This is a genomic window from Niveispirillum lacus (genome assembly GCF_002251795.1).
GTDB lineage: Bacteria > Pseudomonadota > Alphaproteobacteria > Azospirillales > Azospirillaceae > Niveispirillum > Niveispirillum lacus.
Genome location: NZ_NOXU01000032.1, coordinates 490,964 through 505,777 on the forward strand (window position 1 = coordinate 490,964; position 14,814 = coordinate 505,777).

Annotated in this window: 9 protein-coding genes; all 9 read right to left on the reverse strand. The window is 64.0% G+C overall.

The window, feature by feature from the left end; all coding sequences use genetic code 11:
* Positions 1-18: 18 nt before the first annotated feature.
* The gene (locus tag CHU95_RS21220; RefSeq protein WP_094458343.1) at positions 19-987 is read right to left on the reverse strand and encodes an alpha/beta hydrolase; all 969 of its coding nucleotides are present in this window, start codon (positions 985-987) and stop codon (positions 19-21) included.
* Between the two features lie 12 nt (positions 988-999).
* Positions 1,000-2,124, reverse strand: a complete 1,125-nt coding sequence (locus tag CHU95_RS21225; RefSeq protein ID WP_094458344.1) for an NAD(P)-dependent alcohol dehydrogenase — start codon at positions 2,122-2,124, stop codon at positions 1,000-1,002.
* 14 nt (positions 2,125-2,138) lie between these two features.
* The gene (locus CHU95_RS21230) at positions 2,139-3,605 is read right to left on the reverse strand and encodes an aldehyde dehydrogenase family protein (RefSeq protein WP_245838438.1); all 1,467 of its coding nucleotides are present in this window, start codon (positions 3,603-3,605) and stop codon (positions 2,139-2,141) included.
* Positions 3,606-3,621: 16 nt separating this feature from the next.
* Positions 3,622-6,066: a TonB-dependent receptor gene (locus CHU95_RS21235; RefSeq protein WP_165772295.1), complete on the reverse strand. Its 2,445-nt coding sequence runs from the start codon at positions 6,064-6,066 to the stop codon at positions 3,622-3,624.
* A gap of 266 nt (positions 6,067-6,332) precedes the next feature.
* The gene (locus CHU95_RS21240) at positions 6,333-7,295 is read right to left on the reverse strand and encodes an AraC-like ligand-binding domain-containing protein (RefSeq protein WP_094458347.1); all 963 of its coding nucleotides are present in this window, start codon (positions 7,293-7,295) and stop codon (positions 6,333-6,335) included.
* 132 nt (positions 7,296-7,427) lie between these two features.
* Positions 7,428-10,565, reverse strand: coding sequence for an efflux RND transporter permease subunit (locus tag CHU95_RS21245; protein WP_094458348.1), 3,138 nt, complete (start codon positions 10,563-10,565; stop codon positions 7,428-7,430).
* Positions 10,562-11,977 (reverse strand): efflux RND transporter periplasmic adaptor subunit, encoded by a 1,416-nt coding sequence (locus tag CHU95_RS21250; RefSeq protein ID WP_165772296.1) that lies wholly within the window; start codon positions 11,975-11,977, stop codon positions 10,562-10,564. Before CHU95_RS21250 ends, CHU95_RS21245 begins: the two co-directional genes overlap by 4 nt.
* Positions 11,978-12,204: 227 nt before the next feature.
* Positions 12,205-13,413 (reverse strand): serine hydrolase domain-containing protein, encoded by a 1,209-nt coding sequence (locus CHU95_RS21255; RefSeq protein ID WP_094458350.1) that lies wholly within the window; start codon positions 13,411-13,413, stop codon positions 12,205-12,207.
* Between the two features lie 38 nt (positions 13,414-13,451).
* Positions 13,452-14,720, reverse strand: a complete 1,269-nt coding sequence (locus tag CHU95_RS21260; RefSeq protein WP_094458351.1) for a hypothetical protein — start codon at positions 14,718-14,720, stop codon at positions 13,452-13,454.
* Between the last annotated feature and the right edge of the window lie 94 nt (positions 14,721-14,814).

The window sequence follows — 14,814 nt, forward strand, 5'->3', positions numbered from 1 at the left end:
GTCAGCCCGCCCGCAGCCTCAGGGCGACAGAACGGCGCTACCGTCGGACTTCAGGGTCTGGCGGCACCAGTCCGCTGCCTCTGACAGCAGGGGTTCTACCGCCGGTGTCACCCCGGTCATATGGATGAAGGCGTGGATCATCGACGGGCAATGGCGGTGTGTGACCGACACGCCGTCGGCCAAAAGCCGGTCTGCAAGGGCTTCACCTTCTTCGCCCAGCGGATCAAAACCGGCGGTCAGCAGCATAACGGGCGCGCAATGGCCCATAGGGCCCCGTTCCAGGAAATTGTAGCGGGCATCACCGCGGCCCACCGGGTCAGGCAGGGCCAGGGCCGTGAAAGTCTGCATTGACCGTTCCGTCAGCAGATAATCACGGCCCAGCCGTGCGCGGCCCGGAAACTGTCGCACGAAGGAGACGACCGGATAGAACATCAGGATACCGGCGACGCGGGGACCGTCGGGGGGCGCATCCAATGCCGTCGCCAACGCCAGGTTGGCCCCGGCGGAATCCCCGGCGATGATCACCTGGTCCGGGGCCAGACCCCAGGTTGGGCCTTGCTGCCCGATCTGGGCCAAGATGGCTAAGGCATCATCATGGGCGGCCGGCAAGGGATGTTCCGGCGCCAGACGGTATGTGGCGGCCAATACCGGCATGCCCGACAGGGTGGCCAGACGGCGGCAGGCCATCTCGTGGCTGTCCAGCCCCCCCGCCACGAACCCGCCGCCATGGAAATAGAGGATGGCCGTGGCCGGCCCCTCTCCCCCGCCTGCCGACCGATAAAGCCGCCCTTCCAGCGGGCCGGTGGCCCCGGTCAGCGACACTGTCTGCACCGTCAGGGGTTCGCTGGGGGGTGGGGCTTCCATCCTGCGGCAATTTTCCGTCATGACGGCCCGGATCACGTCAACCGGCAGGTCAGCCATGTCCGGCTGCCCCAGGCCATTGATATGCGCCAGCATGCCGGCGATCGCCGGGTCAAGGTTGGTCATGGTGTTCCCCTGTTACAAGGCCGGTATCGGCGTGCCGGGCATCAGGATGATCGGCTTGATCACCTGTCCGCGTTCAGAGGCTTCCACAGCCTCATTGATCTCGGCCAGCGGATAGAACTGCACCAGCCGGTCAAAGGGCAGGCGGCCTTCGCGGTACAGATCCACCAGCCAGGGGATGAAGGTTTCGGGATCGGCATCCCCCTCCACCACCCCGCGCAGGCGACGCCCGCCGCTGAGCAGATGACCGCCATCAACGGCGATGTCCTGCCCATGGGCGATGGCACCGACCACGGCGCATTCACCCATGGGGGCCAGCATCAGGATGCCGCTGCGGATGACATCGGCCCGTGCGGTCGTGTCGATGCTGTAATCGACGCCCACCCCCTGGGTCAGGGCCAGGATGGAAGCCACGGTATCGGTGCCAATGGGATCAATCACATCGGTGGCGCCCAGCGACAGGGCCATGTCGCGGCGGGCCGGCTGCGGGTCGATGGCAATAATGCGCCCGGCCCCCAGCATCCGGGCCGCCATGATGGCCGACAGGCCCACGGTACCAGCGCCCATAACCACCACGCTTTGCCCGGCCCGTATCTTCAGGGCATTGGTGACGGTGCCCACCCCCGTCATCACGCCGCAGGCCAGCGGCCCCAGCAGGGCCGTGGGCACATCGTCCGCCACCTTCACGACATTGCGTTCATGGGCCAGGGCATGGGTGGCAAAGCTGGACTGGCCGAAAATATTGCCATGGATGGGTTCGCCATCCTTGGACAGGCCGCTGCTGCCATCCAGGCGGGACCCAAAGAAATTGCGGGGGAAAAACTCCCGGCAATAGGAGGGAGCGGAACCGGCACAGGCCGGGCAGGTGCCGCAGGTATTGAAACTGATCACCACCGCATCGCCGGGCCGTACCTTGGCGACACCGGCGCCCACCGCCTCCACAATGCCGGCCCCTTCATGGCCCAGCACCACCGGCTGTGGCACCGGCAGCAGCCGGTCGCGCATCACCATGTCGGTATGGCAGATGCCGGTGGCCAGGATGCGGACCCGCACCTCCCCCGGCAACGGATCTTCGATATCAAGCTGTTCCAGGATAAAGGGGCCGCCCGTCTCGCGGGTCACCGCCGCCGTGATCTTCATGATGGGCACCCTTTTCAGAATGGATAGGCGGGCGGGCGGGTCTTCACCGTGGACCAGCGCCAGGTGGAGAATTCATCCCAATTGGCGGGGCCACTGATGCGGCCGCCATTGCCGGACTGGCCGAAGCCGCCGAACGGGGCCGCAGGGTCGGCCAGCACTGTCTGGTCATTCACATGCAGATGCCCGACCCGGATTTGTGCGGCCACCGCCCTGGCCCGTGTCAGGTCGGTACCGATAACGGCACCGGCCAGACCATAGGCGGTGGCATTGGCCAGCCGCACCGCCTCTGTATCGTCCTGGAAGGTCGTGATCACCGCGACGGGGCCGAACAGTTCCTCATTAAAGGCCGGCATGCCGGGGCGCACATCGGCCAGGACGGTGGGTGCATAGAAACGCTCATTGATGCGCCCGCCGGCCAGCAGCCTTGCCCCCGCCTTGACACTGTCCTGCACAATCGTATCGAGGCGCTGTACCTGCTGCGGCGTGATCAGGGGGCCCAGCGCCACGTCGGGGTTCAGGTGCGGGTCGCCCACGGGCAGCCGTTTGGCCCTTTCCACCAGCCGGTCTGTCACCGCGTCTGCGATCTTCTGCTGCAACAGGATGCGGCCCGTGGCCATGCAGATCTGGCCCTGATGCAGCCACGCACCCCAGGCGGCATTAGCGGCGGCCAGGTCGGGATCGGCATCGTCCAGCACGATCAGCGGGTTCTTGCCGCCCAGTTCCAACTGCACCTTCTTCAGGTTCTCCCCACACAGCGCGCCCACGCGTCGCCCTGCACGGGGAGAGCCGGTGAAGGACACCATGGCGATGGCCGGATTGGTGCACAGTTCCTCCCCCGCCTCAGCATGGCCGGGCAGGACATGCAGCAGGCCGGGCGGCAACCCTGCGGCTTCAAACAGTTTGGCGATGATCAGGCCGCCCGACACGGGTGTGCGCGGATCGGGCTTCAGCAGGACCGCATTGCCGGCGGCTAGCGCCGGGGCCACGGCCCGCAGCGACAGGACCAAGGGGAAATTGAAGGGCGAGATCACGCCAACAACGCCCAGCGGCACCCGCTCGGCCAGACTGTCCGTGCCGGGATCGGCGGGCAGGACATGGCCGCGCGGTTCCAGGGCCTGGGCCGCCGCATGCTCGATAAACCCGACGGCATGGTCGGGTTCCAACCGCGCCTTGGCCTGGATTGAGCCACCTTCGCGCACCAACCAGCCCGCCACCTCGTCTTGGTGCTGACGCAGAAGGTCGGCGGCCCGGCGCAGGATGGTGGCCCGTGCGCCGGGATGCAGTGCGGCCCAGGCGGGCTGCGCCAAGGCCGCCCGCTCCGCCGCCGCCGCCACCTGTGCGGCACCGGCCAGACCGACGCTGACCAGAATCTGGCCTGTGGCCGGTTCCAACACGGTCAAGGGCCCGGCGCCGGGGCGCCAACCGCTGCTGTAGAGCAGGCCCTGCCAGTCCTGTCCCATCAGGGATGTCTTCTCCGCCATCGTCATGTCCCCCCGATCAACCGCGCACACGCAGGGTCAGGAACCATTCGCGCGGCCGCGAATAGGTGCCCGTGGTGTTGCCGATGCTGCTGTTGGTCAGGCCCGTGACCAGAAAGCGCTTGTCGGTAGCGTTGCGCACGCCGGTCAGGATTTGCCAGTTGCTGTCGGCGGGCCGGTATTCCGCCGCCATATTGACGACACCATAGCCACTCTGGATAAGGGCGGGGCTGTTGATAGCGTCTTTGGCCTGGGCGCTTTTGTAGACATAATCAGCGCGCAACGTGCCGGTGCCGGCATCACCCAGCCCGACCTCATAAGCGCCGCCGACATTGAAGGTCCAGTCCGGCGTGTTGACGAATTTGTCATCCAGACTGATCGTCGATCCGGCTTCCAGCTTGCGGTATGCGGCATCCAGATAACCCAGGGCCGCGTTCAGGGTGAAGGCGTTGGTCACAGCCGCCTCGGCCTCCAGCTCGAACCCCTTGATGCGGCCGGTGCCGGCATTCTCAAAGGTGGGGGAGATGCCGCGCTGTACCACCACCTGGATGTTCTTATAATCGGTCCAGAACACGGCCCCGTTCAGGCGCAGGCGCCGGTCAAACAGTTCCGATTTGATACCCGCCTCATAGGTGTCAGCCGTTTCGGGTTCGAAATCAGGGGCGATGCCGGTCGGTTCCGGCGCCGTCAGGCGGGTGGTCCAGCCGCCGGACTTGAAGCCTTGCGCATAGGATGCATAAGCCAGGACATCATCGGTCAGCTTGTATTCGGCCCCGAGCCGGACAGAGCTGTCGGTGAATTTCTTGTGGTTCACGCCCAACGGATAAACACGAGTCAGGTCGGTCTGGTCTGGATAGAAGGCGGCGGGGAAGCCCATTTTCAGGGCGAAGCTGTTCAGGTCGCGCTGCTTGCCCTCGAACCGCTTTTTCTCCTCGGTATAACGCGCGCCGAAGGTCAGGCCGATCCGGTCGGTCAGTTGATAATTATTGTGGGTGAACAAGGCCCAGGCGACATTGCGGAAATCATTGGGGCCATAGACCTGCACCAGACCTTCCACGAAGGGAACCGTGTCGAGAAGGCTACCCGTTTCCTTGAAATAATAGGCGCCAACCACCGATTTCAGCCGGTCATCAAAGCCGGAATAGGTGAATTGCAGCTCCTGCGACACCTGCTCCTGCTGCATGTTGAAGGAGGTATCGGAGACGACAAAGGGCGCGCCGCCATTTTCCACCCCGAAGGCACTGTCCAGGTTGCGATAGGCGGTGATCGACTTGAAGCCCAGGCTTTCAGACAAGGACCAATCCAGCGTGGCCGACAGACCGTAGGTATTCACGATGGAATAGTTGCTGCCCCGCGCATAGGAGGTGTCGATATCGCCGGTGACAAAGCGATTATCATAGGGCAGGCGGTTATTGGACGGATCGGCATCGACATTCACCCCGGCCAGGCCCGTGCCTACGGTGCCGCGCGGCCCGCAGGCAGCCCCCAAGCCGATGCCGGCCAGAACGGCGGGCGGCAGGCTGATACAGGCATTGTAGACGGACGCGATGGACTGGCTGGCGGGATCGGTGATGGTGCCCAGCAAGGTACTGGGGGCCGCCTGTTCATTGGCCCAGGAGGCATCGCCGGCCAGGACCAGCTTCACATCCTGGTTCGGGGTGAAGGCCAGCTTACCGCGCAGCGTGCGGACATTCTCATTGCCCTGCCGGTCACCGCCCGGCGGGCGCGAGGTGATGAAACGGCCCGTGTCCGTGACAAACCGTTCCGCACCGGGAAACGGGATACGCTTTTGATAGCCATCCCGTTCCTTCGACGAGAAGGAGACAGAGGCTGCAAGCTTTTCCGCGACCAGCGGCACATTGATGGTGCCGCGCGCATCCAACCGATGGAAGCTGCCGGTCGTCATTTCCGCCTTGTATTTGAATTCATCGGTCGGGTCGGCAGTGACCACCGACAAGGCACCGCCGATGGTATTGCGCCCGAACAGGGTGCCTTGCGGCCCCTTCAGCACCTCCACCCGCTCAATATCCAGCAGATCGACGGCGGCGCCCACAGTGCGGGCGAAATAGACGCCGTCAACATACAGGCCAACGCCCGGTTCCATATTGAAGGCAAAGTCGTTCTGCCCGATGCCGCGCACGAAGGCCGAAACGATGGTGGAGGAACCCGCGAAGGGCGAGGCCTGATCGATCTGGATATTGGGGGCGAAGTCGGTGACCTGGGTGACATTGGTCAGGCCCTTGGCCTCCAACGCATCGGCACTCAGCGCCGTGATGGCGATGGGCACTTCTTGAAGATTTTCGGCCCGCTTCTGGGCCGTCACGATAATCTCTTCCAGCGTGGCGACACCGGCATTATCCTGTGCCTGCGCGGCACCTGCCAGCCCCAGAAACGATACGGTAAACGGCAAAGCGGAAACGCATGCCTTTAACAGCGCGGAAACCGCGCGCTTGCTGCCCTTCATGATGTACCTCCCAGTACGAGGCGCCATTGTTATTGGCGTTAATTGTACTGTGATATAATCATTTTCCAGGCAGGACTGCTTGACCGGGGCGGCAGGGAAACTTGGTCAGAACGGCAATCACACCAGCGGCATGAAATCTTGACCTTTGGTCAAACGTTCCTGCTCCTCAATCGCCGGCGCCAGCATCCGCTGGCTCGGGCACGCCGCCTGTGCGGCGCGGCGGCGGTCGCCGCCGTACCAGCGGTCATAAGTTATGACCGTTGGTATCAGACCACCGAAAACGGGTCCTGCCGGTAATCGCGGGGTGTGCGGCCGAACCGGGCCTTGAAGGCGCGGGAGAAATGGCTGGCATCATTGAAGCCGCAGGCAAAGGCCAGTTCCGTCACGCTGCGCCTGGCATGGCGCGGATCACGAAGCTGCCGCGCGCATTCCTCCAACCGGCGGCGCAGGATATAGGCGGTCAGACCCTCTCCATCGCCGGCCAGCAGCAGGCGCAGATATCGTGGCGACAGGCCCAGGGCCGCGGCAACGGCGGCGGGGCCCAGTTCCGGGTCGAACAGATGCGCCTCCACATGGCGGCGGATGCGGGCACGGTGGCCATCGGCCAATGCCCCTTCCTCTGCCCCGGCGCCGAACTGCATGTGACAGGCCGTGGCAAACAGGTCCAGGATGGTGGCACCCAGCCGTTCACCCACCGGCTGTGACAGCTCATCCCCACCATCAGCCTGTTCCCAGACCTCCGTCACCAGGGTCCGGACCATCCGCATGGGGCCCGCCGCACCCTGCAATCGCCGTCCCAGCAGGCCGTGCGGCGCCACGACCCGCCGGCGCAGTTCAGAGGCCGGAATCCCCAGGATCAGGGTCCGCGATGTGCCTGACAGGCCCAGATCATAGGGGGCGGCCGCATCGCACAGGACCATATCGCCCGGTTCCAGCCAGCCTTCGCGCCCATCCTGCACCGCATGCATGCGCCCTTCCAACTGTGTGTGCAGAAAATAAAGATGTTCGCCTGCTGCGGTGACACCATGGCGACGGATGATGCGGGCTGGCGTAGAGGTCGCGTGCGTGATCGACAGGCCGCCCAATCCGGTACTGCGGAGATGATTATCGAAATCCCCCGGCACATCCGGTTCCACATCCAGATCCGTAAAGACGGAGGACAGGATCTGCTTCAGATAATCGATCTTAGCGCGCGGCGACGGAAGGCCGCTGGTGGAGAAACGTTGCATGGGCTCTCCTTGACCAACGGCGCGACTCTAACACAGGGCGCAACATTGTTCATCGACGTAATCATCCCGGCCAAAACGCACATCATCCTGGTGCCGACGGGCACCAGGATGATGGCGTTCCACCGGCACTGGTCAGCCGGCGGTGGTCGTCACCACCCGATGGCCAAACCGACCCCGCAGGCGACCTAAACGCCGCTTGCCGTCTTCCACCAGCATCAGCAGTGCCGGCATCAGGAGAAGGACCAGAACCGTGGCCGTCCCGATGCCGAACACGAAGGTGATGGCCATCGGCACCAGGAACGCCGCCTGGAACGCTGTCTCGGTCAACAACGGCAGCAGGCCGAAAATGGTGGTCAACGAGGTCAGCAGCACCTGACGCAGCCTTTCTGCGGCGCCATGCACCACAGCACTGTCCACAGCCTCCCCTTCCTTGATGCGATCATCAATGCTGCTGACCACCTGGATACTGTCATTCACCAGCACACCGGCCATGCCCATGATGGCGATGTAAGACCAGATGGTCATATCCGCCCCCATCACCCAATGGCCGAAGATGGTGCCGGCGATGGAGAAGGGAATGATCATCAGCACCGCGAGCGGCCGGGCAAAACTGCCCATGATCCAGGCCAGCACCAGATAGATGGCCCCCAGCGACACCAGCATGCCGATCATGAAATCAGCCCAGAATTCCGCTTCCTGACGTGAACCGTCATTCTGGTCCTGCTTGACGCCATATTTCTCCATGATGCCGGGCAGATGGTTCTCTTCGATATCCTTGCGAATCTCACCGCCATTGGCCTTCAGGTGGTCGACCTCAGCAAAGATGGACACGGTGCGCTGGCCCTTGTTACGCACGATCCGTGACAGGCCCGGCCGTTCGGACAGTTCGACCACATCCGCCAGCGGCACCTGCATGCCCGTGGGCGACCGCAGTTTCAGATTGGTCAGCAGCGCCTCGGTCTGATCGGCCTCCGGCAACCGGACACGCACCGTCACCTCTTCATCGCCACGGGCAAAGCGCATGGCGATGGCCCCATCCATGGCGTCACGCAACTGGCGGCCGACATTCTCGGTGGTGAAGCCCAGAGCCTCGCCGCGCGGCGTGACCTTGACCACCAGTTCCGGTTTGCCCGCCGGCAGGTTGTCACGGGCCCCGCTGACCCCGCCATAGGTCATGATGATCTTCTTCAGTTCCTCTGACGCGGCCTTCAGCACATAGGGGTCATTGTGGACCAGCCGGAAACCGAACCCATCGCCGCCGAAACCATCCTGCTCGGTGGAGAAGATCACCTGGTCGATACCGGGCAGCAGCTTGGTCTCCGCCTCCCACTTCTTCATTATGTCGGGCAGGCGCTGGTCGCGGTCATCGGCAACCGAGAACTCGACATTCATCGAGCCGATATAGTCGCCGACCTGTTCAGGCAGGTTGTCACCGGTGGTCACGCCCAGCTTGCCGAACGTCATCTTCACGATCTCACCCCGGGGCAGACCATAAGCGGCTTCCACGCGGTAAAGGGCGGCTTCGGCCTCGTCGATCTGTTTGGCCACCACTTCACGCGGCGTGCCCGGACTGAACAGCAGGTTCAACTGCGCCTGATTGCCCTCCGGTTGCGGAAAGAAGGCGAACTTCACATGCCCACCCGCCTGCAACCCGATCGCCAGCGCCATGATGGTCAAGGCCGACGCCACGGTGATGCCGCGATTATGGGTGGCCCAGGCAATGGCCTGTGTGAACGGCCCGTCGCGGAAGCTGATGAATTTCGCATCGAACGCCACACGCAGCTTTGACGGCGGCGCGTTGCGACCCTTCTCCAGCGCGTGGCGCATGTGGGAGGGCAGCATCAAGAAGCAGCCCAACAGTGACGCGATGATCACCGCGATGGAGATGGCGGGCAGCGGCATCACATATTGCCCTGTCGTCCCACTCATCATCAGCATGGGGCCAAAGGCGGCAACGGTCGTGATGGCGGCCGCCGTGACGGGCCAGAACATCCGCTGGGCGGCGCGCTCCACGGCCTTGGCGGGCTCCAAGCCTCTGTCCATCAACGTCTGGCCATGTTCGGCGACCACGATGGCATCGTCACAGATGATGCCCGTCATCATGATCAGGGCGAACAGGCTCATCACATTGATGCTTTGCCCGATCATGACCATGATGGCAAAGGTGACCAGGAAACTGACCAGGATGTCCACGGCGATCCAGAATGTCACCCAGGGGCGCAGGAACACAACCAGCACCGCCATGACCAGCACCATGCCGCCGACAGCATTGTCCATCAGCATGCCGATCCGGTCTTCCAGCGCATCGGAATTGCGGTCATAGCTTTCGACCGTCACACCGGGCGGCAGCGTGGGGCGCAGCTTTTCCAGATACGCATCCACCCGTTCGGTGATGGCGATCAGATTGCCGTTCTTGGAAGTCTGAAGCGACAGGTTGATGGCCGGGTGGCCATTGCGGCGGCCCGTGACACCCCGGTCATAGAACGTATCGCTGACCGTTGCCACCTGGCCCAGACTGACGCGTTGCCCCTGTTCATCGGTCCGCAGGGTCAGTCCGGCAACACCGGCCGCATCATCCTGCCGCCCCATTGAACGCATCTGCTTCTCGATCGTGCCGGACAAGGTACCCGATGGCACATCGGCCGACGCCTGGGCCAGACGTTGGGCAACTGTGCCCAGCGTCGTATCCAGGCGCTGCAGCTCCGCCGCCGGCACCTCGACCCAGATCTCAGCGGCACGCAGACCGGTCATGTAAACACGGTCCACGCCCTGCGCCGTCACCCCGTCACGCACCTGTTTGGCCAATGCACGCAAGGCAGGTTCCGGCAGCGGACCGGAGATGGCCAGTTCCATCAGCTCGTCCGTGATGGTGAAACGGTTGATGACGGGACGTTCGGCGCTCTGCGGCAGGGTGGTGATGTTATTGATGGCACTTTCGACTTCCGACAGGGCCTTGGCCATGTCGGTGCCATGCTTGAAATTGATGAACAGTTCGCCGATGCCTTCACGCGACCGGCCCGTTACCTGATCAACGCCCTCCAGGAAACGCACTTCACGTTCCATGGCCTCGATGATGGAACGGTCAATATCGTCGGCGGATGCACCCTGCCAGACGGTCCCGACATAGATACCCGGCACGTCAAAGTCCGGTTCCATCTGTCGTTCGAGTTTGGCCAGCGCCCAGAAGCCGGCGATCATCATCATGATCATCAGAATATTGGCCGCCACCTTGTGGCGGATAAAGGTGCGGATCAAGCCGGCGCTGCTCATTCGCTCTTCTCCCCGGCCCCGGCCTTGTCCTGAGTGTCCTTGTCCTGGGTTTCCTTGGGTGGATTGGTGGCGACCTGAGCGCCGGTGGCCGACGCCTCCCGAACCGCCACTTTCAGGCCGGGGCCGATCTCCTGGAACCGGGTGGTGACCACCTTGGCACCATCGTTGAGCCCTTTATCGACGAACACCGCATCACTGGTACGGGCCACGACATGTACGGTCGCGCTTTCCAGCCGCCCGTCGGCAGTGGCGACATAGACGGTGTTATTGCCATGCACTGCCGTGACGGGCAGACGATGGACCGCAACATAGGCACGGTCGGGCAACGCCACCTCTACAAAGGCGCCGGGGCGCAACGGCTGGTCCAGGCTTTGGGGTTCCAGTCGTACAAAAATGGTGACGCCACCGGTGGCGGTATCAATCCGGTCAATCACCCGTTCCACCGTCGCCGGATAGGTCAGGCGCTGTTCCCCCAGCTTCCAGGTCACCTCGGCCCGGCGACCCACCACACCTTCCCCATCCGCCGCCAGTCGGCCATAGGCTTCGGTCGACAGGGTGACACGGGCCTCCAGCCCCTCTGCTCCGGACAGCACAGCCACCCGATCGCCCGGCGACACACGCATGCCCACCTCGGCCTTGGTCTGGCCAACAAAGGCATCGAAGGGCGCTGTCAGTTTCGTACGCGCCAGATCGGTTTCCGCCCGGTCCAAGGCCGCCTTCAGCCGGTCGATGCTGGCTTCCTGCTGACGCACGCGCGCAGCCCCGGCCTGCGCCCCATTTTCCATGGCGGCCAGGGTCTGGCGTTCGGCCGCCAGGGCGCCCTGCGCCTGTTCCAGACGCGCGATGGAGATGGTGCCCTTTTCAAACAGGGCCTGGGCGCGTTCCTGCTCCCGCTCCTTGAGGCCCAATTGCTGTCGGGCCAATTCAGCCCGCGCCTTTTCCGCGGCGGCGGTGGCGCGCAACTCATCCAGACGGGCTTTCGCTTCGGCCAATTGTGCCCGCGTCTCCCGCACAGTCAGCTCATAATCCCAGGGGTCGATCTCCAACAGGGTTTCCCCGGCCTTGACCAGACCGCCGTCGCGCAGGGCCGGCGACACCGACCGGACGGTGCCGGCCACCAGGGGCCGTAGTTCCGCCGACCGACCGGCGACCAGGGTCCCCATCAGGCTCATGTCCGGGCGGTGATCGGCGCGGGCCACTGTGACCGCATCGACGGACCAGACCCGTTCCGGCCGGTCTTCCCGTGCCACTTCCGGCTTGCTGGCCACCATCAGGGTGAAGCCGCTGACGCCCAGCAGCAACACACCGCCAATAGCCACAACCCGCTTCGACCGCGGGCTCAAGGACGCCCATTGAGGCCGGCGCAGCCGGTCCCCCCACCCCCGCAACGCCCAATGGCGTCCGGACTGCATCACGGCATCCTTTTCCATACCAACCCCCATATGCCCTGGCTTTCGCCTTCAACGGTTGGGCCGGTCCGCCGCTTCCCCGGTACGAACCGCCCCGTTGGGCACTGTTGATTGCAGACACCGTGCCAAAGGGGGAAATGGCGGAAATGCGGGGTCGGTCGCCTGAGCCACGCCAAAGTCGATGGCTGGCACCACCACATTTTCGCCTGATCGGCAACTGGTGGTGATTCTCACCGCCACTCGGGGCGGGCGACGACGGCCTTGAAAAAGGCCAGTGTTTCATCCTCAAGAGGCTTTACCCAGGCGGTGGGCCAGTGGGACAGTTTCACAATCACAGTCTGGCTGGCCGGATCAATCCAGATAAACTGACCATGGACACCTTTGGCCATGTAGGCGTCGCTGTCGGGCAAGGTCCACCATTGATACTGGTATCCCTGCACCCGGTCGGCGGCGGCCGGTTCCGTTCCCTGCGGCAGGGTCGATGCCGCTACCCACGACGCAGGCACCACCTGACGGCCATTGGCCCGGCCATTGTTCAACATCATCAGTCCCAGACGGCCATAGTCGCGCAGGCGGGCGTTGAAGCCGGCCCCGGCCCACGCACGGCCCACCCCCGGCGGTCCATCCATCAGCCAATATCCCGGCGCCTCCATGCCCGCTGGTTGCCACAGCCTTTCGGCCATATAATCGGCCAGCGGCTGTTTGACGGCGCGTTCCAGGACCCAGCCCAGGACACCGGTCTCCAGCGTGGAATAATTAAAGAAATCACCGGGCGGATGCGCCCGTTCGATAGACAAGGCCAAATCGGTAAATCGCTGCCGCCCGGTGACCAGACTGTTTTCGTAGAGTTCCTCCATCTGGCTCTTCTGTCCGAAACCATAGGTCTCACGGAACCCGACGCCTGACCGCATCAGCAGCGCCTGTCGGATGGTCACCCCCTCATAGGCGCCACCGGCCAGTTCCGGTACATAGCGGGTAACCGGGTCATCCACTCCGCCGATAAGCCCATCGGCGATGGCCTGCCCGATCAGCACCGAAATAATTGATTTTGCTATCGAGAATGAGATGAACCGGCTCTCCGGCCCGCTCTTGTTGCGGTAAATCTCATGCACGATGCGCCCGTCCCGGATGACCAGTAAGGCATTGGTGCGTGTACGTTCCAGGAAATCAGCGGTCGTCCGCTGCTGTCCGTCGACCCTGTACAGAATGTCAAGCGCCTGGATCTGTTCGGGCAAACGCCATACCCGCTGGCCAGACGACACCGGAACAGTGTCGAAAATCTCGTCCATATGGCGGAAGGTCAGGCTGTTCAGCTTCTCCCCATACAGCGCGCGCCGCGCTTCCTGCTGACTGGGTGTCACCTGCGCCAGGACCGGAGGGACGAGCAACCCCAGCGCCAGAAGCAAGGCGGTGATGGGGCGGGTCCTGCGGCGGGACATCACTTTCTCCCGAAAATAGGGGCGACCGGTGGCGGCTGTCACCGGCCGCCCTTGTGCAGCAGGGCCCAGACCTGGCCCATACGCGCCTCATCGCTGCCCGCCGGCAGGCCCGCCAGGGTCTGGGCCGCCGCCTGACTTTGCCCCGCGCGATATTGCAGCATGGCCAAACGCAGACGGACGGCGGCTGGCGACATCAGCTTGCCCTTCAACGCCTGTTGCAGCAGGGCAATCCCCTGATCCACCTGTCCCAGAGAGGCGCGGATCATGCCCAGCTTGGCGATGGCATTGGCATCCTTGCCAGCCAGAACCTGACGCTGCCGTTCGTCCAACTCCTGCCGCTGGGTCTGCAACTGCCGGGCGGCATAGTCGCGCAGACGCTGTTGGCGTTCCAGCTTGGGGCCGGGCTTCCCCAGAATGCCCAGCGCCCAGCCCTTGGCCAGCACCGCCTCGGCCTCGGCTGGCAACTCCTCGACCATGGCGCGTTGCGCCATCTCGGTATAGCTGTCGGGATTTTCATAGGCACCGGCGGCGAGGCGCAACCGCGCCCAGTCCAGATCCAGCCGGTCGGGGATGGGCTTCTCCCGCTGCATGGCGTCGAACAGGCGCAACCAGGTCAGCTTGCTGTTATCGCCATTCTGGATCTGCTCGCGCAGGGTCTTGATATAGCCAGCACTGTTGCCGCTGTCGAATTCCGATGCCGCCAGAAGCTGGAGAATATCCTGCGACGGGGCGCGGCCGGCCTTACGCTGATCCTCGACCAGGGCCTTGGCCAGCTTGGCAGCCGGCTGCGGCTGTTTGCTGCGGTAATAGGCTTCAGCCACCATCTGGCGGAACGCATCGCTGCGCCGGCCGGCCGCCATGGCCTTTTCCCCAAAATCGGCGGATTTGGCATAATCGCCGGCCCGGTACCAAAGCTGGGACAGGGTTTCCAACGCGCCGCCCTGATCTTCCGCCGACATCGGCACCAGGGTCAATGCCGCCTCGAACGCATTGGCCGCCAGATCGAAGCGCGACTGCGCTTTGTAAATGGCGGCCCGCGTCAGTTCGATGGCCCATTTTTCCGAGGCTGTGGCCGTGGTGACGGCGCGGGCCTTTTCAATCTCCACCAGCGCCTGATCATACCGTTTGGCCGCAAGGGCCGCCTTCGCTGCCTGCAACGGTACACCGACAGCGGGGCTCACCGTGATTTCAGGGCCCGCCGCACGCGCCGGTGGCGCCATCAGCACCGGCGACCCGATCAATGCAGCCGCCAGGACGGCCAGCGGCAGCAGGCGGCGGCATGGGGAAAGGGTACTGGCCTTCAACATCTGTCCTCCGGCGGCACGGCTACACCAAACACCCCGCGGTTTTGCGTGAAGCCGCGCCCCGGTTCAAGACCCCGGGCGCCTGATGCCCGTACTT

What these genes read in the sequence shown, in the direction of transcription:
- CHU95_RS21225 (WP_094458344.1), bottom strand. Translation starts at nt 2,124, where the DNA reads ATGAAGATCACGGCGGCGGTGACCCGCGAGACGGGCGGCCCCTTTATC.
- CHU95_RS21230 (WP_245838438.1), bottom strand. Translation starts at nt 3,605, where the DNA reads ATGGCGGAGAAGACATCCCTGATGGGACAGGACTGGCAGGGCCTGCTC.
- CHU95_RS21235 (WP_165772295.1), bottom strand. Translation starts at nt 6,066, where the DNA reads ATGAAGGGCAGCAAGCGCGCGGTTTCCGCGCTGTTAAAGGCATGCGTT.
- CHU95_RS21245 (WP_094458348.1), bottom strand. Translation starts at nt 10,565, where the DNA reads ATGAGCAGCGCCGGCTTGATCCGCACCTTTATCCGCCACAAGGTGGCG.
- CHU95_RS21220 (WP_094458343.1), bottom strand. Translation starts at nt 987, where the DNA reads ATGACCAACCTTGACCCGGCGATCGCCGGCATGCTGGCGCATATCAAT.
- CHU95_RS21240 (WP_094458347.1), bottom strand. Translation starts at nt 7,295, where the DNA reads ATGCAACGTTTCTCCACCAGCGGCCTTCCGTCGCCGCGCGCTAAGATC.
- CHU95_RS21255 (WP_094458350.1), bottom strand. Translation starts at nt 13,413, where the DNA reads ATGTCCCGCCGCAGGACCCGCCCCATCACCGCCTTGCTTCTGGCGCTG.
- CHU95_RS21250 (WP_165772296.1), bottom strand. Translation starts at nt 11,977, where the DNA reads ATGCAGTCCGGACGCCATTGGGCGTTGCGGGGGTGGGGGGACCGGCTG.
- CHU95_RS21260 (WP_094458351.1), bottom strand. Translation starts at nt 14,720, where the DNA reads ATGTTGAAGGCCAGTACCCTTTCCCCATGCCGCCGCCTGCTGCCGCTG.